This is a genomic window from Microbulbifer mixtoriginis (SeqCode) (assembly GCF_052467705.1).
On record NZ_CP174322.1, the window covers coordinates 1,166,024 to 1,191,029 of the forward strand.

Here is a 25,006-nt window from a genome sequence, read left to right on the forward strand (position 1 = left end):
CTCCATAAAAATCACATTTTTTTTCCAATAATTCGCAATGTCAGTTCTGCCAGGTTGTACGGGCGTTTTCAATTGACTTCAGCGAGAGAGGTAATCCGTATCTATGGGGGGATGTTGAAGCTAGATGGAGGTTAAGTGCAGTTTTTTAGGGGGGTGAGATATGGACAGTTAGGAGGAGAGCGATTTTTTGTATGTAGGCTTGACTTGTTAGCTTATAAACTGAATGAGAAACTGCTATACCAGTACCGTCCAGTCAGGTCGTAAGTGCGGTGGTCAAAGTTATTTTCTGTCGCCGTTACAGCAAGAGGAGGTGGAGTGTTAAGCAGGTTGTTGACTCCTATTGAGAATCGAAATCTGCTAGAGGGATTGAAGGCGAGTTGTGCATCATGGCTAAACCAGCTGCCTATATCGTTGGTGACGATTCTATCGTTAAGAGCGTAGGTTTCCTTAGTGCGACCGACGAAATGTACGGTGTAGCCAGCTTTCCAGCGGTTGCTGCTCCAATAAATCCCCGCATTGGCTTTAAATTCTGGCAGTGAGCCTGCCCCGCCAGTTGTGATGTCTACAAAAGTGCCTGACAGTTCTTCTTCAGGCAGTCCTGCGGCTCCCTGGTTGAGGTAGTCCAGCATATGGCTTATGTTCATAGCCAACTTGAACTGCCCATGCTCATCCTCGGGTAGATCGTAGCGAAGCGCAACATCGTAACCACGGATGGTTCTGCGACCTTTATTGATTCTTGTTGCGAGAATTTTGGTGATTTCACCTTGCTCGTCTCTCAATACTCTATCGCTGAATAGCCCAGCATAGGCATTTTGCTCAACCAGGAACTGAGGGTTACTGCCAATGACATCTTCCTGTTGAATGTTAAAAAATTCGACTGCAGAGCTTAACCCTTCTATATGCTCTGGTGTCCAGGCAAGGCTAGCTGTAAGGGTTTTTGAAGTTTCAGGCGTGAGGTTGGGGTTGCCTCCAAACTCGGTAAGATACTGAATTCGTGCGCTGTCTGATTGCCCTGGGCAGCCAGTTAAAGTGCTTGCGCTCTTACTGGTACAGGGGTCAAAGATAAACTCCTGACTTTGATAGCCCTGTTGATACATATCAGTAAGAGTGGGGGCCCTGAAACCGCTGGCATAGCTGACCCGTAGATTTAAGTCTTCCAAAACCTGCCAGCGTATGGCGAGCTTGGGGTTGTAGGTATTACCAAAGTCGCTATAGCTGGATAAGCGGACGGCCCCATCGAGCCAGAGTTTTTCTTCCTGAATTGGGATTGAGACCTCGGCGAAAGTTTCTTTAATGGTGCGTGAGCCTCGAGTCGCTCCTGGGGAGTGCCCACCAATATAGGAAAGGCCGTTTAGGTCATTCGAGTCGCTGGTCAGAGTTTCATGTCTAATCTCGAATCCTGCTGCCGCTAAAATTTCTCCGGCTCTGGTTTCCCCTAGGGATCCGTCTGAGATAAAGGTGAGAGATTCCATTCTCGTGCGGCTGTTGGTAGTGCTTGTTCCTCGAATAAACTCCAGCTGTTCCTGAGGGATACTGCCGCTGGGGCCGAGGAGATTGATAGGGGTGCAGTCGTTGCTTGAATTGCAGCTGGTGGGCCCCTTCAAGCCTTGAGAGAGCGCTAGGGGGTTAATAAGGTTGCTGAGTTTTTCAGATTTTTTTGCCCTTTGCAGGGAGGTATTCAGTTCCCAATGCCACTGGTTGTAGACCCCTTTGATTCCTGTATTGAGTCTCCAGGTGGCTGTGCGGTTTTTTTGAATGCGTGGACCTAGTTCCGTAATGCGCTTCCTAACATCTGTAATTGTTTGGTTAAAGGGGTTGTAGATGTTATCTGCTGCTATTGTCAAATCACCGTTATCGAAGCGTGTGAAGACTGGGGAGGGTGCTTTGGTCGACTCTGCAGAGGTATGTAGACCCATTGCCTCGGCAAATAAAAGGAGGTTGTCTGAAAGGTCAAAATTAGCAGATAGGTAAGCAGAGTTACTTTTGAATGGTGTGATGGCAGAGGTGTAGTCGTTATAGTTGTAGCGATCTTCTAGGGACCAGTCCCGATAATTATTGGAGGTTTGGCTGGTCAGAGTGGCACCGTTATCAAGCGCGATAAATCCTTCGGGGGTGGCTGATGAGCGTTTATCTGTGCCACCAAAATTTCGGCTGTCTGCAGACTCAGATAAGTTGCGGTCGCGGCTCATTATTGAGCCTTGGGTGTATTGTGCCAGGTTGAGCATGATATGACCCCGCTCGCCGTGTCTCCCCCAGGTTAAATGGTGGGATTCGGTTTCGCGATCGCCAGCACCTGATTGCCCATAGTAGTTATCTATAGATAGGCCCTCGAAGTCCTTACGGAGGATAATGTTGATCACTCCAGCAATGGCATCCGATCCATAAACTGCAGAAGCCCCGTCTTTTAGGATTTCGACACGCTCGACTAAAGATAAAGGAATTGTGTTGAGGTCAGTAGCCTCTCCGTTGTAACCATCCCCAATTATGCGGCGGCCGTTGATCAAGACCAGTGTGTTGCTGGCAGGAAGGTAACGGAGAGAGACGGTGGCTGTGCCGTCATCCTGTTGGCTGACTGAGGTACTGGTGGAATTTCCCGAAATGGCTGGGAGAAACTTGAGTACATCGGCAACAGTTTGCGCTCCGGTAAGTTCAAGCTGCTCCCGGGTTAGTCTGTCGATAGGAGCATAGCCGTCTAGCTGATAATGGCGCAAATGGCTGCCGGTAAGGCTTTGGCCGGTAACTGTGATTTCTTCAGGTGCTTTGCTGGATTGCTGTTCAGATCGAGGCGGTGACTCCTTATTTGGAGTCACCGCGAAGGAGGTCGGGCCTATACGGTGATAGGAAAATGGAAGGCCTTCTAGTAGTTGTTCAATTGTTGCTTCAAATGGGTTTTGCCCTGTACTCAGTGTCTGCTTAGGTAGTTGATATAACGAAGCTGAGGAGGTTGGTACCAGAATAGAGACTTGGCACTGCCTTCCCAAAGAAATGAGGGCCTCTGGCAGAGAGCTCGCTGGAAGCTCGATTCTGGGCTTTGGGCACAGTGCATCGGCCGCACTATTTGCCGACAGCATGAGTGCTAAAAAAGCTGTAACCCAGTGCTTTACCGTCAAGAAATTGCCCATTTTTATTGCGCCCAGCAGTTTGAATTTAACTGAGCGGGTGTATCTATTGTGTTTGTGGGCGGGGAGTTGGTTATTTGCTTAATAAACGACCGCCATTTGAGACGGTTATAACCTAGTTGTGCTTGGGAGACAAGATAGTCAGGTTATTGTTACTGCGGTCCTGCTGAAGGTCCAGGGCCGTGGTAATGGCTTCGAGTGTGTTATCTGGGTCGGATATGGCAAAAGTACCAGATACTAGGCGCCCCTCGATTTGTGGTGCAGCGACAACAGGGGTGGCTAAGTAGCGGTTTAGCTCTTGCAAGGCCTCTTTGAGGGGAGTTCTTTCAAATACCAGGATACCGCGAGTCCAATCTGTCGCCTCTTCCGGTGAGGTGCGCTGGACTTGGGTGAGGCCTTGGTCAGATACGCTGACCTTTTGGTTCTTGATTAGCGTAACGGAGTCGGGGGTTAGGCCTGGTGTTTTCTCTGTTTCACTGACAGAGACTTTACCTTCGGTGACCGATACTCGGGTATTCTTTGGGTTCAGCTCTACATTAAATTCGGTTCCCAGTACACGGATACTTGCACTGCCGGCGGCAACGGTGAAAGGGCGGGCAGTTTGGCGAGCGACGTCAAAAAAGGCCTCTCCACGAAGGAGTTGCGTTTGTCTTTCCTTGCGGCTAAAGCTGACGCGAAATTCACTATTAGAGTTCAGCTTTACTTCGGACCCATCAGGCAGGCTGATGGTGCGAATCTCACCTAGCTGGGTGATATAAATTTGTTGATCAGTCTTGCTGTTTCCTAGCCATTGCAGGCCAACCCAGACAGCGAGGAATACACCACAGGTGGCGAGTCCGCCACCGATGAACCATTGCGGTAGTCCCCAATGAATAGGTTGTACTCTTTTCTTTGCTTGAGTTTTTCCATTTTGGGTGTGGGGGCTGGGTACACTCTCAGGGAACAGTTGATCGATTGGCATATGGGCGAGGGCACCCAGGTCGCCCCAGAGCTCGACCACCTCATCGAAAGCCTGGCGATGAGCTTCAGAAGCCGACAGCCAGGCTTCGAATTCATGCTTTTCCGCGCTACTCATGGCCTCTGAGCGTAAGCGAGCAACCCAAGCACAGGCCTGGTCCAGGCTCTCATCGCTTGTTTGACTTTGGGGGTTGCTGTTCATATTTGCTCTGGTAGTTAAGGGTTAAATAACGCTTTAAGAGTGGGACTTTGGTCTCAAAATTCAGTGCATCTTACTCAAAACCGCCCGACTTTTGCGATGCCGGTGAAGGTAAAGGTCTTTCTACAGAATAATCGCAACGCAACTGCCTCATTTAGCAGCAAATAATTCTGAAAGTGCCTCACTTTTCAGGTTTTGTCAGGATTTAAGCTCCACTCATGCACACTGAGACGGCTGAGAAGGTGCCCCCCTCAACAAAAATTAGTGAGGAGACTGAATGGAAGCTTCGGGTTTACGGGGAGGAGTCCACTTTGCGCCGGCAGGCCTTTAGTGCCTGTAGAATATATTTCTCCACACTGCTCACTGAGATGTTCATTTCATGGGCGATTTCACTATAAGAGAGTCCGCGAGTTCTATGCAGCAGAAAGGCTTGTCGGCACTTCAGTGGCAGTTTATCCATTGCCTCATAGATGGACTGTAACTGTTGGCGTGCAGCGAGAACCCGTTCTGGGGACTGGTGATCGGTATGGTCGTTACCGTGAGTCTCCCCCTCTAATGAGACTTGCTGGTTGAGGTACTCCACATGCAGCTTGCCTCGACGTAGTTGGTCAACAGCCAGATTGTTTGCGATTTGGTAGAGGTAGGCGCGAGGGTTTTCCAACTCCTTTTCATCGCTGAGTTTTTGTAGGCGCAGGTAGGCATGCTGAGCAATATCCTCGGCATCGTCTGGGCTTTTGACAATACGTGCGACAAAGCGCACCAAGGCTTGGCCGTGCTCGGCAAATAGCCTCTCCAGAAGTGTCTTCCTGGCTTTATTCATTGCGTATTGCTTTCCCCGTCCCAGGCTCGCTTTATCGTTGTGAATTGTTTGTTCTTAGTGCGAGCTGGCGCAGTTATATCACAAGGTTGGCTTGGGCTACGAGTGGCGCGAAACGATCTCTTGGGATGATAGCCTGCTATTCGCTATGCCTCGTCGTCTATGCCGGTATAATGGCGCCCGCGCCAAAGGCGTTGAGATATAAGTTGGCAGAGGTGTGCCGAGCACCGGAGACTGGATGAGCTATCAAGTACTGGCACGTAAATGGCGCCCGCGTCTTTTTAAAGAGATGGTGGGGCAGGAGCACGTGCTTCAGGCACTTATCAATGCCTTGGATAACGGCCGGCTGCACCACGCCTACCTGTTTGCTGGTACTCGGGGAGTGGGAAAGACCACAATTGCCCGAATTCTGGCCAAATGCCTGAACTGTGAGGAGGGTGTCAGCTCTGAGCCCTGCGGACAGTGCAATGCCTGCAATGAGATAGCCGATGGCCGTTTTGTCGATCTGATTGAGGTGGATGCGGCATCCCGCACCAAGGTGGAGGATACCCGGGAGCTGCTGGAAAATGTTCAGTATGCTCCGACCAGAGGTCGCTACAAGGTCTATCTGATCGACGAAGTGCATATGCTCTCGAACAGTTCCTTCAATGCCCTGCTGAAGACCCTGGAGGAGCCGCCGCCTCATGTGAAATTCCTGCTTGCCACTACAGACCCACAGAAGCTGCCAGTAACTGTTTTGTCCCGCTGCTTGCAGTTCAAGCTTAAGAATATGAGCCCCGAGCGGATTGTCGAGCATCTGCGCTTTGTATTGGGGGAGGAACAGGTGCCTTTTGAAGAAGGCGCCCTTTGGCAGCTAGGCCGCGCGGCAGACGGCAGTATGCGCGATGGTATGAGTCTCACCGACCAGGCTATCGCTTTTGGCGGTGGCAAAATCAGCGAAGCCGAAGTGCGTGGCATGCTTGGTAGCATCGATACCGGCTTGGTGTGGAAACTGCTACATGCCTTGGCAGAAGAAGATGCGGCGACGTTGTTTGCTACTGTTGCTGAGCTGGCTCAACAGGCTCCAGACTTTGGCGCCACCCTGGCAGAGCTCTCCGATAACTTACATCGTCTGGCGGTCGCCCAGATTTTGCCCCAGTCGATAGATAACGCCCTGGGCGATGGTGAACGGCTAAGGCAGCTTGCCAGTCGTATAGCCCCAGAGAATATACAGCTCTACTATCAAATGACACTGCACGCTCGCCGTGACCTGCCCCTGGCCCCAGATCCCCGTAGCGGCTTTGAAATGGCGCTGTTGCGCATGCTGGCGTTCCGTCCGCAGGGCGTAGCGACAATTCCAAGGGCAGAACTGCCTGAAACAACTGCTAGTGCGCAAACTCAGACGGCGCTTAGAGAGCAGGCGCCTATCGAGCAGGAGAATGCCGACGAAAAAAAGTCTGAAGCTGTGGTGCCTCAGCACTCTGAGAGTGCCGAGGCCGTGCCAACTCCAGGGCTTCATGCCGAAGCGATAGCGGCTGCGCAGAATGAAAGCCCGGTTCAGAACTCGGTGCCGGCTAGAGGGGATATGCCTCCTAAACTTGAAGAACCCGCGCCCCAGCAGCCTCCATACCATGCAGAACAAGCCGGCGAGTTAGTACTGGATGCCCAGACTGCAATAGTTGAGCGGCCACTAGAGGTACCCAGCGCTCAACCCTCTGGCTCGCGGGAGGGGGTTCTAGCTGAACTTCGCCAACGCGTAGCGGAAGTCGAGGCCTCTCCCCCTGCGGTAGAAAACCAGACCCCCACGAGAACGGAAGCGGTTGCTCAGATTGCTGAAGCGCCGCCGGCACGCTTTGATGCCCTCACACCAGGTAGTTGGCCGGCACTCTATAAGCAGTTGGGAGTCAGCGGCATATTACACTCGATCGCGCAGCATCTGGAGCTAGTGGGGCGCCAGGACAATATACTTTCCTTTACCCTGGACGAATCTTTTAGCAGCCTCTATGACGAGGTGCATCAGCGGCGCCTGGGGGACTTGCTGGGAGACTTTTTCCAGCAGCCGGTTATTGCACAGATTCAGGTGGGGCAGGTACAAGGCAGTACGCCGGCACGTTTGGCTGCGGCGACTCGCGATGCGCGCCTAGCAGCAGCGCGGGATGCCCTTACCTCAGACCCCCTGGTTCAGGAACTTCAGTCCGAGCTGGGCGCTGAGTTAGTGTCAGATACTGTTGAATCCCTGGCGAAGGCGGATTGATAGAGTTTTTGGTTACCCGGCGTCTAACCGGGCTCACACATAATAGAGATAGAGGTTACCTATGAAAGGTTTGGGCGATCTGATGCAACAGGCCCAGAAAATGCAGGCCGACATGCAGGAAAAAATGCAGAAGGTACAGCAGGAGTTAAATGAGCTACGGGTGTGCGGTGAATCCGGCGCGGGTATGGTTAAGGTCACCATGAATGGCCGGCACGATGTTATCTCTGTGGAAATCGACCCTTCCCTGCTGTCCGAAGACAAAGAGATGTTGGAAGATCTCTTGGCCGCGGCAGTGAACGATGCTGTGCGCCGAGCTGAGGAGAAGGCCCAGGAGTTACAAAAGCAGCAGGTGGGTAACCTCGCTTCTGGCATGAATCTGCCGGAAGGCTTCAAGTTTCCATTTTAAGGGGCAGAGCCCGGTTGTTTAGCCTTATATGTTTAGTCCCTTAATCGAAGAGTTGATTCGCGCGCTGCGCTGCCTGCCCAGTGTGGGCCCCAAGTCGGCCCAGCGCATGGCGATGTACTTGTTGGAAAAGGATCGCGACGCTGCAGAATTACTGGCGCGCAGCCTGGCGCAGGCTGTGGAGAAGGTCGGTCGTTGTCAGCAGTGCCGTACATTGACCGAAGAAGCCGTATGCACCCTGTGCAACAACAGACGCCGCGAACAAACCTCTCTCTGTGTTGTTGAAACTCCCGCCGATGTGCTGGCGATTGAGCAGGCTGGTAACTACCATGGCCGCTACTTTGTGCTGCATGGTCACTTGTCTCCGATTGATGGTATCGGCCCCGCAGATCTTGGAATGGACCTGCTGGAGTGCAGGTTGGCCAGTGAGCCATTACAGGAGTTGATCGTCGCCACCAATCCCACAGTAGAGGGGGAGGCGACAGCCCAGTACATTGCTGAGCGCGCCAAAGCGCAGGGAGTAACTGTCAGTCGTATCGCCCATGGCGTTCCCATCGGCGGTGAGCTGGAATATATCGACGGCGGTACCCTGGCGCACGCCTTCAATAGTCGCACTGCCTTCTTCTCCCCAGCAGAGTAATACCGATGGTTGAAATAGATACTACTCCGCGCTGGGTGGACTCCTGCGAGCAGTTGGCGGCTTTGTGCGCACAGTGGCGACAGCAGCGCGCTGTGGCTCTGGATACCGAGTTTATGCGCAGTCGCACCTTTTATCCTCAGCCGGCCCTAGTGCAGGTTGGGGATGGCAGGCACTGCTACCTCATCGATAATCTCGCCATTGAAGACCTGCAACCGTTGCGTGATCTGCTGCTGGATACGGCTGTTACAAAAATCATGCACAGCTGCAGCGAGGATTTGGAGACTCTGGAGCGGCTGCTGGGGGTGATCCCCGAGCCCATTTTTGACACTCAGATCGCCGCGGCGATTAGTGGTATGGGGGCAGGCCTCGGTTACGCCGCTACCGTGCGCGAGCTATTGAGTATTGAACTGCCGAAGAGCGAGACCCGCTCGGATTGGTTGCAGCGCCCTCTCAGTGATGCCCAGAAAACCTACGCCGCACTCGATGTGGCTTGGCTGCCGGTTCTCTATGGTGCCTTGCTAAAGCGGTTGCAGGAGCAGCAGCGGGAAACTTGGCTAGTTGAAGACTGTGCAACTTTGGTGGCAACTGCGCGAAGCCCACAACCCCCTGAGTTCTATTACCAGAAAGTGAAAGGTGCCTGGCGCCTGCGCGGTAAACATTTGGCCGTGTTACAGGACCTTTGTACTTGGCGGGAATGTGAGGCGCGAACCCGAAATATGCCGCGCAACCACCTGCTCAAGGAGAATCTCTGTATGACCATGGCCCAGCAGTTGCCGCGGCATAAAGGCGCCTTGAGCCAGGCTGGTCTCGAGGGCCGTGCCCTGCGAGAACACGGTGATAGGTTGTTGCAGTTGATTTCTCGCGCCCTGGAGCGCAGCGATTTGCCGACGCGTTTACCGCAGCCGCTCAACCGACAACAGGGGGAGTTACTGAAGTTACTGCGTAAAGAGGTCGCGAGTATTGCAGAGCGTGAAAAGCTGCCTGCAGAAATCCTAATTCGCAAAAAAGAGTTGGAAGCCCTGGTCCTTGCTCGCGACCCCCAGTTGCAGGGGCGCCTCTGTGGTTGGCGCGCCGAAGTGGTTGGTTGGCCCCTGCTTAAAGCTCTGCGACATTTACGCAAAGAGGAAATGAAGTGAAAGTCTTGTGTGATATTTATCGCAGTCCCAAAAAAGAAGAAATGTATTTGTACGTCGATAAGCGTGAGGGGACTGCGCGAGTACCTAAAAATTTATTGGAGTTGTTTGGCAGCCCCCAGCACGTCACTACCATGCTAATGACTCCAGAGCGCAAACTGGCGCGTGCAAATGCCGACAAAGTCCTGCAAGAGGTACGTGTGCAAGGTTACTATTTGCAGATGCCGCCGGTGGCCGATTCTGAAATGCGTGAGATCGCATTGAAAAACAGCAAACTGCAGCGCTGAGTTAGATTAATGGCACAATTGCCTTTTTGGCGACGTAAAACTCTAGCGCAAATGAGTGAACCTGAATGGGAAGCTCTGTGTGATGGTTGTGGACGCTGCTGCCTGCACAGCCTGGAAGATGAGGAAACTGGTGAGCTTTACAACACCAATGTCGCCTGCCGTTTGCTGGATACAGATTCCTGTCGCTGTAGCCAGTATTCAAGGCGAAAAGAATTGGTGCCTGGATGTGTGCAGTTGCGGGTAGAGGATATAGACCAATACACCTGGCTTCCGAGCACCTGTGCCTACCGTCGCTTGGCCGAAGGGCACCCGTTGCCGGAGTGGCATCCGCTTGTGAGTGGAGATAGCCAGTCTGTACACAAAGCGGGTATGTCTGTGCGCGGCAGTGTCATCAGTGAGGAGCTGGTTCACCCGGATGATATGGAGGAGCACATCGTCACCTGGGTGGAAGCCGGTTGAGCTAGTGAGGCATAGTCACTCGTTCCTGAACTGGGCGGGAAACATAGAGTAAATAAAAAATGTCTGAAGATTTTCAACTTGCCTGGTTGGTATATACCGGCTCGACACTGGTTTTACTAGCTGCCGGCTGGTGGTTTATGCGCAATTGGCGCTGGAGCTGGCTGCGCCGCACCTTGTTATTGGTCTTGGCTGGTGTACTACTGCTGCCGGTAAAAATACCGGTGGCCGAGTCAGTAGCCATGCCCGTGCTACCCCTGTATCTCTACCAGGTATTATTTGAAGAAAATGGGGCAGCACCGGAAGTGACAGCAAATTTGGTATTTGCTGCAGGTGGTGCTTTAGCGGTGATGATTGTGTGGGGACTGGTTTCACTATTATCTAAGTTTCGCCGCAGTCGCCGCCGTCGTTTCGACGAAGACCCATACTTCAAGGAACAGTAACGGGATTTTTCATCCAGATCTTCCCTTATCACAGGGCTCATCGCAACTGGGCCCACTTACTTTTCTCCCCTTGCTTATCAAAGGCGTTCCTTCCTTTCTCTAGCCTCTCTGTGGATGGTGACAGCTGCTATATCTATTAGGCTGCTTACGCACTTGGCGTGAGGCCAGACGAGCCGGCGTACTGATAAAGACCAATAAACAAGCCCCTATTGGGAAATCATGGATTGCATTTCTGAATATCCCAGTAGAGTGGGTTACTTATTGGTAAGCCAGACTCACGACAGATAAAGTTTATAAATTGCCCTTGGCGTAGATTTTCGCCCATAGTTATGGCGCAGGTTGCCAGATGGCTGAGGAACCCTGATGCTCGACCACCTGCTGATTCTCACTGCAGTAATGCTGGTATCGGGCATTCTCGGTGGGCTGGTGAACTATTATCAAATGCTGTTTACGGAGGAGGATCCCGCCGGCCTTGCTCGCTGCCTGATTATGGGATTATGTGGTGCCTTAATGGTGCCAATCTTCCTGAAGTTTACCCAAAGCGATTTATTGATCGAAATCCAAGGCGACCCTTCGCGGCTTTTGATTTTTACCGGTTATTGTCTGCTTGCCGCTATAGCTTCCCGCATGTTCGTGTTTAATGCTGCGCGTCGCCAGCTGCGCGATGCCAGTATCGCCCGTGCTCGAGTGGAAAATATGGAGCAGGAACTGCGCACTATGCAATTGGAAATGATGCCTTTGCTGGAACATGAGATAGAAGGGGATCTGGAGCAGGGACCGGTGCTGGATTTCAACCAAATTCGCAAGCTGGACGACAATGCCCTGCAGGTACTCAATCTGCTAAATGACGGTGAGTGTGTATTCCGCTCCCTAAGTGGCATGGTGCAAGATAGTGGTATGGAGACCAATTCTATTGCCCGTGCCCTTAACAGCCTGCTTGTATTAGAAATGGTGGGCAAAATCCACAGTCACCTGGGGATTCGCTGGTATATCACCGGTAAGGGGCGCCAAGTAGTACACCGCCGTAGCACTCAGATGGCTTGAGCCATAGTCGATAACCCCCTTCATTTAGTCTCTACTCGGGCTGGTCATCCAATTTGATCGTTCCCGCCTCGCCACCCGCCCCGCTGTTCAATTATCATTCGCTGGATCTGAAGATAGCGTGATGACAGGATTGGAGTAAGCATGAAATTTACCGGTACCGATAGCTATGTAGCTACCGAAGACCTGCAGATGGCGGTGAACGCAGCCGTCACCTTACAGCGCCCTTTGTTGATCAAAGGCGAACCGGGCACCGGCAAAACACTGCTCGCGGAACAGGTTGCCGAGAGCCTTGGAATGAAATTGATCCAATGGCATATCAAATCTACCACTAAGGCCCAGCAGGGACTTTACGAGTACGATGCGGTATCCCGCCTGCGCGACTCCCAGTTGGGGGTGGATAAGGTTCACAATATTGCCAATTACATCAAGCGCGGCAAGCTGTGGGAATCCTTTGCTGCGGAAGAGCGTGTGGTACTGCTGATCGATGAGATTGACAAAGCGGATATCGAATTCCCCAACGACTTGTTGGTGGAGCTGGATCGCATGGAATTCTTCGTTTACGAAACCGGAGAAACTATCAAGGCCAAGCACCGCCCCATTGTCATTATTACTTCGAATAATGAAAAAGAACTGCCGGATGCCTTCCTGCGCCGCTGCTTCTTTCATTACATCAGCTTTCCCGACCGCGATACCATGCGCAAAATTGTCGATGTCCATTACCCGGAAATTAAAGGACAACTGGTCGCAGAAGCGATGGATATTTTCTTCCAGTTGCGCGAAGTACCGGGTTTAAAGAAGAAGCCTTCCACCTCAGAGCTGATTGATTGGTTGAAGTTGTTGATGGCCGATGATATTCCGGAAGAAGTACTCAAGAATCGCGATAACAGCAGTGCCATTCCTCCACTGTATGGCGCCTTGCTGAAAAATGAGCAAGATGTGCATATGCTCGAACGCCTGGCGTTTATGGCACGTCGTGACAACCGCTGAGCAAGCCTTGTTGCCTTTCATTAGGGGTAAACTTCTGCCCCTGATGATGTTCCGCTCGGTACCACTGAGCATTTTTTCCCATTGCTGACTGCGAATTACTATGCTGATTGGCTTTTTCCTGAATTTACGTCGCTATAAATTACCGGTATCCATCACCGAGTTGTTGGCCTTGCTGGAGGCTGTACAACAGCGCCTGGTTTTTGCAGATCTGGAGGAATTTTATTTCCTCGCTCGTGTCTGTCTGGTGAAGGATGAAAAACATTTCGATAAGTTCGACCGCGCTTTCGAGGCCTATTTCAAAGATTTGGAAACCCTCGACGATATCGTTGAGCAAATGATCCCGGAAGATTGGCTCAGAGCGGAATTTCTCAAGCAGTTAAGCGAAGAGGAAAAGGCCAAAGTCCAAAGCCTGGGTGGTTTGGAAAAGTTGCTGGAGGAGTTCAAAAAGCGTCTCGAAGAGCAGAAAAAGCGCCACAGTGGCGGCAATCGCTGGATAGGTACCGGTGGCACCAGCCCCTTTGGTAACAGTGGCTATCACCCGGGGGGTATTCGGGTGGGAGGGCAGGGACGTAATCGCTCGGCATCCAAGGTTTGGGAGAAGCGCCAATTTAAAAATCTGGATGACAGTATCAGCCTGGGAACCCGCAATATCCAAGTGGCTCTGCGCAAGTTGCGTAAATTTGCCCGCACTGGCGCAGCAGAAGAACTGGATTTGAATAACACCATTTCTTCCACTGCGCGCAATGCGGGTTTGTTGGATATTAAGATGGTGCCAGAGCGGCACAACGCAATAAAAGTGCTGATCTTTTTCGATGTGGGCGGTTCTATGGACCCTTATGTGCGTGTGTGTGAAGAGTTATTCTCTGCCTGCCGCTCAGAATTTAAGCATTTGGAGTATTTTTATTTTCACAACTTTGTCTATGAACATGTGTGGAAAGACAACCAGCGGCGCTATAGCGAGAATACGTCTCTGTTGGAAGTACTGCGTACCTATGGCAAGGACTACAAGGTAATCTTTGTCGGTGATGCCTCTATGGCACCCTACGAAATTACCAGCCGTTTCGGCAGTGTTGAGCATATGAATGAAGAGCCGGGTGCAGCCTGGATGGAACGTATCACCGATATTTACCACAATCTGATCTGGCTAAATCCGGTTGATGAGGAGTATTGGCAGTTTACGCCCAGTATCGGCATGACCCAGCGTCTAGTGGATGGCCATATGTATCCGATGACCCTTGAGGGATTGGATCGGGCGATTGCCTATTTAGTCAAAGGCCGCTAATAGCGGCGTCAATGAAGGTTCCTTGCAAGAAGCTCTAATCTAAGGAGTTTTAGGCAAGGAATTATCCGCAGGCGGCACACTCCTGTGCCGAACTACCCGATAGATAATTTTAGAGTTAATCAAGTACTACTCTTTATTACCGCTGAAGTGTTTGGGTGGCGTTCCCTCGTGATCAGCAGTAATACTGATTTCTTCTCTGGTGGTTTCGCCCACTGTAACATGCACCTCTTCTGCACCGTGCATCCAATCTACTAGTCTTTCACGAATCAAATATAGAATAAAACCGGCCACTATGGCAGTTAGTGCGACACCGCCGAAAGTGGCGAGTGGTCCAGAAACCCCCACTAATTTACCGATCTCTGCTGCCCCTTTGTTGGCGATACCAATAAAGGCAAACCAGAGTCCCATCATCAGGGATAAATAACGCAGGGGAGATAATTTGGTCACCACAGAAAGTCCGATAGGTGACAGGCAAAGTTCACCAATGGTGTGAAAAATGTAGGCGAAAATCAGCCACCAGATGCTTGCTTTAATGGTCTCGGAGTCGCCGATTTGTAGTGCCGCGCCGCACATAGAGAGAAAGCCGATTCCGAGAAAAACTAACCCCAAGCTGAATTTAGCGGGTGAACTCGGCTCGCGATCTCCCATACCTACCCAGATAGAGGCCATAATCGGTGCGAGGATAATAATAAACAGGGGATTGACCATTTGTAGCCAGCTGGCAGGAATTTCCCATCCAAAGATATTCAGGTCGGTGCGGTACTTGGCAAATAGATTCATTGACCCGGCAGCTTGCTCAAAACCAGCCCAAAAAACCACGATAAACACACCCAGAACCAGAATGACTTTAATGCGATCCCGCTCTTCCTGTGTGAGGGGGCGGTGTTTATTTTCCTCCTCGTCTTTTTTATTTTTCAGTTCCAGATGAGCGGAGGGTTCTACGCCTATTTCTCCCAAGTAGCGTTTGGCTTGAGTCATTTGCAGAATCAGGCCCAGCAACATACCAATGCCTGCAACAATAAAGGCGAGCTGGTAGTCCACCTTTTCCCCAATCCAGCCTACGACCAAATAACCGAGAATTGAGCCCAGGTTGATCCCCATATAGAAAATAGTAAATGCGGTATCGCGGCGGTGGTCCCCCTCTTCGTAGAGATCCCCGACCATAGTGGAGATGTTCGGTTTAAAGAAACCATTGCCGATAATCAGTAGGGCCAGCCCCAGCCACAGCATGTAAATCTCACTACCGTCTGGTAGCCAGGTATGAGGAAAACCCAGGGAGAATTGCCCCAGCATCATCAGGGTACCGCCAAACATGATGCAACGGCGCTGCCCCCAGCGGTTGTCAGCCATCCAGCCACCGATAATGGGGGTCAGGTACACCAACATGGCGTACCAGCCCAGATAGCTCAGGGCTTTGGACTGCAATTCAGTATCGGTGAGCTGTTCCCAGCCGAAGACTGCGGCAGTGGCAGTGGAAGTCAGGTAAAAGACAAAAATACCGCGCATGCCGTAGTAGCTGAGACGTTCCCACATCTCGGTGCCAAACAGCAGAAACAACCCTTTGGGGTGGCCAAACAGCTGTCCGGCGCTGGCGGGGGGCTTGGGCTTGATCTCTTGCATAGTACTGCTCGCAAGGTGTGACCCTAAGGCGCAGCACTGCCACCAAAAGCAGTGCGCCTGTGAAAAAAATCACTATCTGGACCAGTATAGTTGAGCGCCACCAAGGGATTTTCTGCCCCTTAGCAAAGTGCGGGTATAATCTCCCGTTTACCAATTCTGTATGAATTATGAGTCACACCGAAGCAGATAAAAGCCTGGGCGCTTTACAGGCCCGAATCTCCGGCTGTATGGGGCAGGACCGCTTCCAGCTGTATCGAACGGTTAAAAATGTGCGCCGGCGCCAGAAAGAGGGCAAGCCGGTCGATCGTATGTTGGCCCAGCTGGAGCAGCAGCTGCAGGTTTCCCAGTCTCTGGCAGAAGAGCGCCGGGGCAAATTGCCCGAAGTGCAGTGGCCGGAGTCGTTACCTGTAGTGGCGCGGCGTGAGGAAATCGCCGAGCTGATCGAAAAGCATCAGGTTGTTGTTATCGCTGGTGAAACCGGCTCCGGTAAAACCACCCAGTTACCCAAAATCTGCCTGTCCCTGGGGCGGGGTATTTATGGCCAGATTGGGCATACACAGCCACGTAGAATTGCCGCGCGCACAGTGGCCAATCGAATTGCTGAAGAATTGCAGCAACCTTTGGGGGAATCAGTCGGTTACCAAGTGCGTTTTACCGACCACAGTACTGAGCACACTCATGTCAAATTGATGACTGACGGTATTCTGCTGGCTGAAATTCAGCGTGACCCGTTCTTGAATAAATACGATACGTTGATTATCGACGAGGCCCATGAACGCAGCCTCAATATTGATTTTCTACTGGGCTATTTAAAAACCATTCTGCCCAAGCGCCCAGATTTAAAACTGATTATTACCTCAGCTACGATTGATCTAGAAAAATTCTCTCAGCACTTTGATGACGCACCGATTATCGAAGTATCTGGTCGCACCTACCCGGTGGAAATTCACTATCGCCCGACGGCAGATAGCGATGCCGACCTCAATGAGCAGGTTGTCGCAGCAGTTGAAGAGTTACTGCATGAGGAAAAGTCCAGCAGCCGGCGCGGCGGGGACATCCTGGTATTTATGAGTGGTGAACGGGAAATCCGCGAGTGTGCCAAGGCTTTGCGGGATGCGCAGATAGCTCAGTTAGAGATACTGCCCTTATATGCGCGATTAAGTCTGGCAGAACAGGCTAAGGTCTTTCACGGTCATAAAGGTCGCCGTATTGTTCTAGCCACCAATGTGGCGGAGACCTCCATTACGGTGCCGGGAATTCGCTATGTGATTGACCCGGGTACTGCGCGTGTCAGCCGTTACAGCTATCGCAGTAAAATCCAACGATTGCCCATTGAGCCGGTTTCACAGGCCAGTGCCAACCAGCGCGCTGGCCGCTGTGGTCGTGTCAGTGCCGGTGTCTGTGTGCGTTTGTACGAAGAGCGGGACTTTGCTCAGCGTGCAGAATTTACCGATGCGGAAATTCTGCGCACTAATCTGGCAGCGGTAATCCTGCAAATGTTGCAGCTGCGTATCGGCGATATCCGTGAGTTTCCCTTTGTCGATCCGCCCGATCCGCGCCTGATCAATGACGGCTATAAATTGTTGCAGGAATTACAGGCAGTCGATGACCAGGGCAGAGTAACCAAACTGGGCCGCGCACTTTCACGTTTGCCGCTGGACCCACGATTGAGTCGAATGTTGCTGGCCGGTGCGGACAATGGCAGTGCGCGCGAATTATTAATTATTGTCGCCGCCCTGGCCGTGCAGGACCCGCGCGAACGCCCGGCGGAAAAGCGCCAAGCGGCGGATGAAAAGCACCGACAGTGGCAGCATGAGCAATCGGATTTTCTATCCTTTGTGCAGCTATGGGATGCCTTCGAGACTCAGCGTCAGGAACTGAGCCAAAACCAGCTGCGCAAATGGTGCCAGAAAAACTTCTTATCCTGGCTGCGTATGCGTGAGTGGAGAGATATTCACCACCAATTGCGTGTGGCTTGCCGGGACCTCGAAGTCAAAGAAAACAAAGAACCTGCGGAGTACGAGGCAATACACCGGGCCATTGTCGTGGGTTTACTCGGTAATATTGGCGCTCGAGATGAGAATAAGGAATTTATCGGTTGTCGTAATCGTCGCTTCCATATTTTCCCCGGCTCCGGCCAGTTTAAAAAACCTCCGCGCTGGGTGGTTTCCGCTCAGTTATTAGAAACCAGCCGCTTGTTCGCCCATACTGTTGCGAAAATAGAACCGGACTGGGTGTTGGCTGCGTCTAAGCACCTGGTAAAACGCAATTATTTTGAGCCCCACTACGATGTCCGCTCTGGGCAAGTAATGGCTTTTGAAAAAGTCTCTCTGTACGGCTTGGTACTGGTAGAAAAACGCCGTATCCCCTATGGCAAGTTGGACCCGCAAATCGCCCGGGAAGTATTTATTCGCCAAGCATTAGTGGAACAGCGTTATCGCGGCAAGGGTCGTTTTTATAAGCACTACACTGATCTGTTGAAGTCCCTGGAAGAGTTGGAAGCCAAGTCCCGTCGCCGGGATATTTTGGTGGACGATGAAGTGGTTTATCGCTTTTTCGATGAACTAGTTCCCGCAGATGTCGTCAACCTGGCCGGGTTTGAGCATTGGCGCAAGAAAGCTGAAACCAGTGATCCGCAGTTGCTGTTTATCCCCCGTGAGTTGTTGATGCAGCAGAGTGCTGATCACGTGGGTGAGGCGCAATTCCCTAACGAACTGCAGGCTGGGGGTATTGTTTACCCACTCCGTTATCACTTCGAGCCCGGCAGTGTGGATGATGGCGTCAGTATCCAGGTGCCCGTTGGGGCGTTACATCAGGTGCCTGCCGCTCGACTCTCCTGGTTGGTACCTGGAATTTTACGAGATAAATGTATCGCCCTAATAAAAGCCCTGCCGAAACAGTGGCGCAAATATTTTGTACCGGTACCGGCGGCTGTGGATAAGGCCCTGCCGCGACTGCGCGCAGACAATACTCCCCTATGGCAGTCGCTGGCCTTGGAGCTGCAACGTCAGACCGCTCAGCAGCTGCCTGAAGATGCCTGGGAATCTGCGGAACATTCCTTGGAAGATTTCTACCGCTTTAATATCCAGGTGTTGGATGAGTCAGGAAAATTGCTGGATCAGGATCGCGATCTCTCGCTATTGCAGGCACGCTATCGCGACCGGGTACAGCAGGGACTGGCAAATGCGGGCGATAGCTTCGAGCGGGATGATATTACCAGCTGGGATTTTGGTGAACTGCCGGAAACTCACACACTCGATCAGGGAGGGCTCAAGGTACGCGCCTATCCGGCGCTCGTAGAAGCTAAGGAAAGTGTTTCCCTGAAATTGCTGGATAATCCCGCTGAAGCGCGACGCCTGAGTCGTGCTGGGATCTGCCGCCTGGCTCTGTTGCACTTGCCCGAGAAGGTGAAATATTTACGTAAAGAGCTGTTGCGTGGCAAAGAGTTGGGGCTTTCCGCCGCAGATCTGGGGCGTCGCGAAGAAGTGGCAGACGATATTCTGATGGCTGCCGCGCGTGAAGTCTTCTGGGGAGATGAAAACTGGCCACGCAGTGAAGCTGAATTTCTATCTGCACTGGAGAAAGAGGGTGATTTGGTGGGAGTGGCTCAGGAAATTGGCGACCTTTTGGTCAAAGCCCTGGGGCAATTGGTCCCCCTGCGCAAGCAGATCAAACAGCAAAAGAACCTGGCAGTCGCTATGGCGGTGGGGGATATCCAGCAGCAATTGGCAGGACTTTTCTACCGGGGTGTCTTGTTTGATACCCCTCTGCAATGGTTGCGCCAGTATGGCCGTTATCTCAAGGCGATTTCTGTGCGTCTGGAAAAGGCGGCCCTCGATCCAAACCGCGACCGCAAGTTGCAAGTGGAGTACCACAAGGCTGCCGAGTCTTTCGATAATCAGATAGAGAAGTTTTCGAGGAGAGAGCTGGCATCAGAGCCTGCGCTGGTAGAGTATCGCTGGATGCTTGAGGAATTCCGTGTGAGCCTGTTTGCACAGACGTTAAAGACTCTGATGCCGATCTCCGCCAAGCGCCTACACAAAGTTTGGATAGAAATTGATGGCATGGAGCTGCTCGGTTGAGTACTGCTTAGCCATAGTTCACAAAAAAATTTGTGGCCTTGTGTAATATTTCCCAAACTGGCCCGACAGATGAATGAGAGTCGGTAAGCATACGCGGCATCATTAAATATGTGATGGCTGTGAGCCGGTTTCACAATATGACGGTTTTTCAGTGCGCATCATTATACTGTTGCGGGACATAGAAAAAGTCATAGAGAGTTATATTACATTGGGTATTAGTTAGGAGATTCATTATGAACAAGAAGCATCTTTCCCCTGTAGCAGCTGCTGTTGGTGCTGCTTTTATTGCAACTGCTGCGATGAATGTATCTGCATCCACCGCTGAAGCTAACCCGTTTGCCGCTGCTGAGCTCACCTCCGGTTATAACTTGGCTCTGGCCGATCACGATGACAAGGAGAAAGAAGGCAAGTGCGGCCACGGCAAGAATAAAGAAGGTAAATGCGGCGAAGGCAAAAAGAAAGAAGGTAAATGCGGCGAAGGCAAAAAGAAAGAAGGTAAATGCGGCGAAGGTAAGTGTGGAGAAGGTAAAAAGAAAGAAGGTAAGTGCGGCGAGGGGAAATGCGGTAACTAATACCCCAACACGCGCGATTGGGGCGGCACTGTGTTAAGGGCCGCCCCAAGTACTTTTCACTATCACTAGAGGCAAATAGCGGTGCGTAATTATCCAGTGGAGGGTGCCGGTCTCGGGCTGCGTCGCTCTATGATGGGTGAAGAACTTTCATCGGGTGCGGTGGATTTCTTTGAGGTGGCGCCGGAGAATTGGATTGGCGTCGGCGGGCGCTATGGCCGCTGGTTTCACCAGCTCAGCGAACGATATCCATTTATCCTACATGGCCTGTCTCTATCTATTGGCTCGTCTGACCCGCTGGATATGGACCTGCTTGCTTCGATCAAGCAGTTTATCCGCGATCACAATATCCGTCTTTACAGCGAGCACTTGAGCTACTGCTCAGATAAGGGCCATCTCTACGATTTATTACCCATCCCCTTTACCGAAGAAGCGGTAATGTATGTCGCCGAGCGAATACGCATTGTGCAGGATACCCTGGAGCAACGTATTGCCATGGAGAATGTCTCCTATTATGCGGCGCCGGGTCAGGAGATGAGTGAGCTGGCATTTTTGCAGGCGGTCCTGCAAGAGGCGGACTGCGACCTTCTGCTCGACGTAAATAATATCTATGTGAATTCAATCAATCATCGCTATGACCCCCTGGAGTTTTTGCGCGGGCTTCCCTCCGAGCGTATGCGTTATGTACATGTAGCCGGGCATTACGATGAGGCGGATGATCTGAAAGTGGATACACACGGTGCTGCAGTGATTGATCCCGTGTGGCAGTTGTTGAACAAAGCCTACGAGATACACGGTGTCATGCCGACCTTGCTGGAGCGCGATTTCAATATCCCACCGCTACCGCAATTGTTTCAGGAAGTGGAACAGATCAAGAGCATTCAGGCCTGTCACCGAGAAGAAGAGAGCTATGTCATCAGTCGCCGATAAGACAGCCAGGTTCCAAGGCTTACAGCGGGCTTTAGCCAATCACCTACGCGCCCCTGATCAAGTTGAGGCGCCAGAGGATATTGAGGACCGGCGAGTTGCCATATATCGGGACCTGATTTACAACAATATCGAATCTTTTATTGCCAGTGGTTTCCCTGTATTACGCAGCCTCTACAGTGATGAGCACTGGCACAAAATGGTGCGTGATTTTGTTCAGCACCACACTTCCAAGAGCCCCTACTTTCTGCAGATTAGTGAGGAGTTTCTCACTTACCTGCAACAGGAGAGGGAACAGCGGGAGGAAGACCCAGCGTTTCTATTGGAGCTGGCTCATTATGAGTGGGTGGAGCTGGCGCTGGATGTGAGTACTGAGGAGATTCCCACCGACCTGGATCGCCAGGGAGATTTATTGACCTCTATTCCGGTGGTGTCACCACTGGTGTGGAGTCTCAGTTACCGTTTCCCGGTGCACCGTATCGGTCCTACCTATCAGCCCCAGGAGCCAGCTGATTCTCCCACCTTCTTGCTGGTCTATCGCGACCTTAGCGATGAAGTCAGCTTTATGGAAATCAATGCAGTAACCGCACGACTATTGCAGTTGGCCTCAGAGGGTGATGTCACAGGGGAGCAGTTGTTGGCACAAATTGCTGCCGAGCTACCGCAAGTCGATAGCGAAGCCCTTTTCGGCTTCGGTATTGAGTTACTCCAGAAATTACTGGATAACGGAGTGATCGCTGGTTTGCGGCCTCTGGCGACAGAGTAGATCGGCCGGGCCTAGGATTTCTGGCGCAATTTACCTTTCTGTGACAGCGTGTGCTTGCCTGAAACTGCGGCATCTTTGATGAATACCAGCTGCTATGCTGCCGAGGGTGGTTTACAGTTTGCGGGGGCGTTAGAATCCTTGACCTTGAAATTTGTTAGAAGAGGAGCAGGGTTTTGCTAGGACGCAGAGATTTATCGCCCTGGTTGATGGCCGCAATACTGGCCATCTCCCCCATGGGCGCTTTGGCGACACAGGACCCATTTGGTGACGCCGCCACTCCCTCAGCCCAGCCTGAGGCGGTAGAGCAGAATGACGTTAGTGGTGAATCCAATGGTTCACTACTGGATGAGTATGGCTTTGACCCCGCGGAAGAATTTGAGAGTGAGGAAGGTGAAGACTTTTCTCTTCGCGATCCCTGGGAGGGATTTAACCGCGCCATATTCAGCTTCAATGACGGTGCGGATCGCTATGTGCTAAAACCGGCGGCTGTGAGTTATCGGCAGATTACCCCGATATTTGTACAGCAAGGTGTAAGCAACTTTTTCAGTAATCTGGCTGAAGTGACCAATACCTTCAATGGTGTGTTACAGGGCAAGTGGGGCCAGGCGGGTAATGACGCCGGTCGTCTGCTAATCAATACCACCATTGGTATTGCCGGTCTTTTTGATGTTGCCAAGCATATGGGCTTGGAGAAAGGTGACGGTGAGGACTTTGGCCAAACTCTAGCGGTTTGGGGGGTACCCTCTGGTCCCTACCTGGTGTTGCCACTGCTAGGGCCCTCCACGGTGCGGGATACGCCAGCTAGAGTGGTGGATTACTACACCAATCCTCTGACCTATGTGGAGCACGATCCCACTCGCTATACGCTTAAGGCTACCGATATTATCCAGAGTCGCGCTAGCCTGCTGAAGGCTGAATCCCTTCTGCAGGGTGATCGCTATATTCTGCTGCGCGACGCCTACCTGCAGCGCCGCGATTTCTTGATTGTGGATGGTGAAGTGGATGTGGATACCGCGACCGAAGCTGCCGAGGCAATCGATCAGGGGGAAGTCGAAGAGTCCAGTGACTACTGAGCAACAGCTAATTAAACCCCTTTCCAAAAGAGCCTGCCATGGCCGGCCCCAGTAGCCTGTTACTGACCGATGATGAGCGCTCCCGCAATTTCTTGCGTGGAGCGCTTTCGCGTCAAGGGCTTTCAGTTGCTGTAGCTGATAGTGGCCAGCAAGGCATAGAACAATTTACTCCCGAACTGTTTCAGCTGGTTATCGTCGATCTACTCCTGCCCGATATGGATGGGTTGGAGGTACTGCGCAAAATCAAGCTCCGCTCCCCGGCGACGGCGGTTGTAATGATTGCCGAGCAGGGTGAGCTTCACGAAGTATTACAGGCCATGCGTCTGGGGGCCTGCGATTATCTAATCAAACCCATTCAACAGGCTGCATTGATCGATAAAGTAATCTGCCGTATCACCGACGCGGAAAACCTCGCCCAGCAGAATATTGAGTACCGCAACACCCTGGAGCAGCGCAATAGCGAGCTGCGCGAGCACGTAGAAGTATTGCGCCGTGATCAGGAGGCCGGTCGCTTGCTGCAGCAGCACCTGTTGCCACGCAGTCCCTATTTTTATCCCAGCGGCGTTGAGGCCGCCTACCGCCTGATCCCCTCTCTGTATCTCAGCGGCGATTTTGTCGATTACGGTTTGTTCGGCGAGCGCTTTGTGGCGTTTTATCTGGTGGATGTCTCAGGGCATGGGGTGTCCTCCGCACTGGTTACGGCACTGATCAAAAACAGCGTGATGCATCGCCTGCGTGAGCGCCCTTTGTTTTCCCAACTGGAGTCCCTGGACTCCGACTTGTTGGAAGTTTTGGAGTTGATTAACCGCGAGCTCTTATCCACAGGTATGGGTAAACACGCCAGCATGTTTATCGGTGTGGTAGATACCGCCGCTAGCCAACTGCATTATGCTGTCGCCGGACAGATTCCCATGCCGGCGCTTGCCAGTGCCGCTGACGCCGACTGGCTGCCGGGCAAGGGGCGGCCCTTGGGCATTTTTGAGCGGGGTGACTGGCAGGTAATGTGTGCCGAGCTGCCCAGCAGTTGGCGGTTGGTGGCCTGCTCCGATGGTGTACTGGAGTTACTCGAAGGCGATTTACTGCAAAAAGAAGAGCGGTTACTAGAGTTGATAAGCGCTACGGGCGGTGAGTTGGGAGTACTGTGTGAGAGCCTGAAAGTGGATACTTTTGGTGCATTACCCGATGACATTACAATTCTTACCCTTGCCCACGTTTAGAGGTGGCATTTCTGCGACTAAATAGTCGAATTTCATGCCCTAGCACTCTTGTCAGTCCCAGCAGTCAGGAGTAAGCTCCGCCCATCCTATGCACAAAAGTGCCGAGGCGGCAAAACCGCCGCAAGCATTTTTGCTCTACCAGTGAACTTTCGCCATCCAGTACACTTTAATCCACTGAGTGTGTTCGGGTGAGCCAGGGGTTGTTATGCAGTCCGGGCAAATTATGGTTGGGGCCCACCAGGGCGTTTACATCATTAAATTGATGGGCGATGTTCGCCTCAACCTATGCACTTCTTTCGATAGTTTTATCGATAATATGTTTGCAAGCAGTGACTTTGCCGGTGTGGCCTTTGACCTACACGGTGCCGAGGGTGTGGATAGCACAACCCTGGGGCTGATGGCCAAGATCGCGATTCGCGCCCAGGAGCGCGGCTGCCAGAAGCCCTTGGTATTCCTTGCCGATAGGGGTATTCAACACCTGCTAGATGCGATGGGGTTCGATTCCCTGATGGAAATCAGCGATGAGAAACGTGATTTCTCCGTGGAGACAACTCCGTTGGTCTGTAAAACCCCGGATGAATGTGCTGCTCGGGAGAAGGTACTAGAGGCACACCGGGTGCTGATGAGTATGAACGAGCAAAATGCGGAAACTTTTCGCGATCTGGTCCATACCCTCGAGCTAGAATGTGGCTCCCACAGCAAGTCCTCCGCGCACCTGCACTGAGATTTAACAAACACCCTCCTTCAAAGTT

At 52.1% G+C, this 25,006-nt stretch carries 21 protein-coding genes; 17 read left to right on the plus strand and 4 right to left on the minus strand.

Annotated features, from left to right (window positions below; translation table 11 throughout):
- Positions 1 to 212: 212 nt before the first annotated feature.
- The 3 genes from ACJJIB_RS05245 to ACJJIB_RS05255 all read right to left on the minus strand — a co-directional run bounded on the left by ACJJIB_RS05245 (position 213) and on the right by ACJJIB_RS05255 (position 5,095).
- A complete protein-coding gene (locus ACJJIB_RS05245) occupies positions 213 to 3,122 on the minus strand; it encodes a TonB-dependent receptor (protein WP_444888079.1) in 2,910 nt (969 codons plus the stop codon).
- 112 nt (positions 3,123 to 3,234) lie between these two features.
- A complete protein-coding gene (locus tag ACJJIB_RS05250) occupies positions 3,235 to 4,278 on the minus strand; it encodes a FecR domain-containing protein (RefSeq protein ID WP_444888080.1) in 1,044 nt (347 codons plus the stop codon).
- Positions 4,279 to 4,567: 289 nt separating this feature from the next.
- Positions 4,568 to 5,095 carry an RNA polymerase sigma factor gene (locus ACJJIB_RS05255; protein ID WP_252084678.1) on the minus strand — a complete coding sequence of 176 codons (528 nt, stop codon included), beginning with the start codon at positions 5,093 to 5,095 and terminating at the stop codon, positions 4,568 to 4,570.
- 235 nt (positions 5,096 to 5,330) lie between these two features.
- On the opposite strand from ACJJIB_RS05255, the gene dnaX reads away from it, so the two are divergent.
- The 10 genes from dnaX (at position 5,331) to ACJJIB_RS05305 (ending at position 14,000) form a co-directional block, all read left to right on the plus strand.
- The gene (dnaX, locus tag ACJJIB_RS05260; RefSeq protein ID WP_444888081.1) at positions 5,331 to 7,325 is read left to right on the plus strand and encodes a DNA polymerase III subunit gamma/tau; all 1,995 of its coding nucleotides are present in this window, start codon (positions 5,331 to 5,333) and stop codon (positions 7,323 to 7,325) included.
- Between the two features lie 61 nt (positions 7,326 to 7,386).
- Entirely contained in the window at positions 7,387 to 7,731 is a 345-nt protein-coding gene (locus ACJJIB_RS05265; protein ID WP_152451685.1) for a YbaB/EbfC family nucleoid-associated protein, read from the plus strand.
- A gap of 28 nt (positions 7,732 to 7,759) precedes the next feature.
- Positions 7,760 to 8,368, plus strand: coding sequence for a recombination mediator RecR (gene recR, locus ACJJIB_RS05270; RefSeq protein ID WP_444888082.1), 609 nt, complete (start codon positions 7,760 to 7,762; stop codon positions 8,366 to 8,368).
- Positions 8,369 to 8,373: 5 nt separating this feature from the next.
- Complete coding sequence (gene rnd / locus ACJJIB_RS05275; RefSeq protein WP_444888083.1) at positions 8,374 to 9,504, plus strand: ribonuclease D; 1,131 nt, start codon at positions 8,374 to 8,376, stop codon at positions 9,502 to 9,504.
- Entirely contained in the window at positions 9,501 to 9,788 is a 288-nt protein-coding gene (locus tag ACJJIB_RS05280; RefSeq protein WP_252084682.1) for a YcgL domain-containing protein, read from the plus strand. The genes rnd and ACJJIB_RS05280 overlap by 4 nt, the downstream gene beginning before the upstream one ends.
- Positions 9,789 to 9,797: 9 nt before the next feature.
- Positions 9,798 to 10,247: a YcgN family cysteine cluster protein gene (locus ACJJIB_RS05285; protein ID WP_252084683.1), complete on the plus strand. Its 450-nt coding sequence runs from the start codon at positions 9,798 to 9,800 to the stop codon at positions 10,245 to 10,247.
- A 59-nt stretch (positions 10,248 to 10,306) separates the two neighbouring features.
- The gene (locus ACJJIB_RS05290; protein WP_252084684.1) at positions 10,307 to 10,687 is read left to right on the plus strand and encodes a hypothetical protein; all 381 of its coding nucleotides are present in this window, start codon (positions 10,307 to 10,309) and stop codon (positions 10,685 to 10,687) included.
- 363 nt (positions 10,688 to 11,050) lie between these two features.
- Complete coding sequence (locus ACJJIB_RS05295) at positions 11,051 to 11,731, plus strand: YEATS-associated helix-containing protein (protein WP_252084685.1); 681 nt, start codon at positions 11,051 to 11,053, stop codon at positions 11,729 to 11,731.
- A gap of 141 nt (positions 11,732 to 11,872) precedes the next feature.
- Positions 11,873 to 12,718, plus strand: a complete 846-nt coding sequence (locus tag ACJJIB_RS05300; protein WP_252084686.1) for an AAA family ATPase — start codon at positions 11,873 to 11,875, stop codon at positions 12,716 to 12,718.
- Positions 12,719 to 12,818: 100 nt separating this feature from the next.
- Positions 12,819 to 14,000, plus strand: a complete 1,182-nt coding sequence (locus ACJJIB_RS05305; protein ID WP_444888084.1) for a vWA domain-containing protein — start codon at positions 12,819 to 12,821, stop codon at positions 13,998 to 14,000.
- A gap of 126 nt (positions 14,001 to 14,126) precedes the next feature.
- Here the strand turns inward: ACJJIB_RS05305 and ACJJIB_RS05310 are convergent, their stop codons facing one another.
- The gene (locus ACJJIB_RS05310; RefSeq protein WP_444888085.1) at positions 14,127 to 15,620 is read right to left on the minus strand and encodes a peptide MFS transporter; all 1,494 of its coding nucleotides are present in this window, start codon (positions 15,618 to 15,620) and stop codon (positions 14,127 to 14,129) included.
- Positions 15,621 to 15,787: 167 nt separating this feature from the next.
- On the opposite strand from ACJJIB_RS05310, the gene hrpA reads away from it, so the two are divergent.
- The 7 genes from hrpA to ACJJIB_RS05345 all read left to right on the plus strand — a co-directional run bounded on the left by hrpA (position 15,788) and on the right by ACJJIB_RS05345 (position 24,978).
- On the plus strand, positions 15,788 to 19,702 hold the full coding sequence (gene hrpA, locus ACJJIB_RS05315) for an ATP-dependent RNA helicase HrpA (RefSeq protein ID WP_444888086.1): 3,915 nt from the start codon (positions 15,788 to 15,790) through the stop codon (positions 19,700 to 19,702).
- A gap of 233 nt (positions 19,703 to 19,935) precedes the next feature.
- Positions 19,936 to 20,274, plus strand: coding sequence for an HvfA family oxazolone/thioamide-modified RiPP metallophore (locus ACJJIB_RS05320; RefSeq protein WP_252084690.1), 339 nt, complete (start codon positions 19,936 to 19,938; stop codon positions 20,272 to 20,274).
- A gap of 81 nt (positions 20,275 to 20,355) precedes the next feature.
- Entirely contained in the window at positions 20,356 to 21,201 is an 846-nt protein-coding gene (locus ACJJIB_RS05325) for an HvfB family MNIO-type RiPP peptide maturase (RefSeq protein ID WP_444888087.1), read from the plus strand.
- Positions 21,182 to 21,964, plus strand: a complete 783-nt coding sequence (locus ACJJIB_RS05330) for an HvfC family RiPP maturation protein (protein ID WP_444888088.1) — start codon at positions 21,182 to 21,184, stop codon at positions 21,962 to 21,964. The genes ACJJIB_RS05325 and ACJJIB_RS05330 overlap by 20 nt, the downstream gene beginning before the upstream one ends.
- A 173-nt stretch (positions 21,965 to 22,137) precedes the next feature.
- Complete coding sequence (locus ACJJIB_RS05335; RefSeq protein WP_444883863.1) at positions 22,138 to 23,037, plus strand: MlaA family lipoprotein; 900 nt, start codon at positions 22,138 to 22,140, stop codon at positions 23,035 to 23,037.
- Positions 23,038 to 23,075: 38 nt separating this feature from the next.
- Positions 23,076 to 24,254: a PP2C family protein-serine/threonine phosphatase gene (locus tag ACJJIB_RS05340; RefSeq protein ID WP_444888089.1), complete on the plus strand. Its 1,179-nt coding sequence runs from the start codon at positions 23,076 to 23,078 to the stop codon at positions 24,252 to 24,254.
- 205 nt (positions 24,255 to 24,459) lie between these two features.
- Positions 24,460 to 24,978: an STAS domain-containing protein gene (locus ACJJIB_RS05345; RefSeq protein WP_252084694.1), complete on the plus strand. Its 519-nt coding sequence runs from the start codon at positions 24,460 to 24,462 to the stop codon at positions 24,976 to 24,978.
- The last annotated feature ends 28 nt before the right edge of the window (positions 24,979 to 25,006 follow it).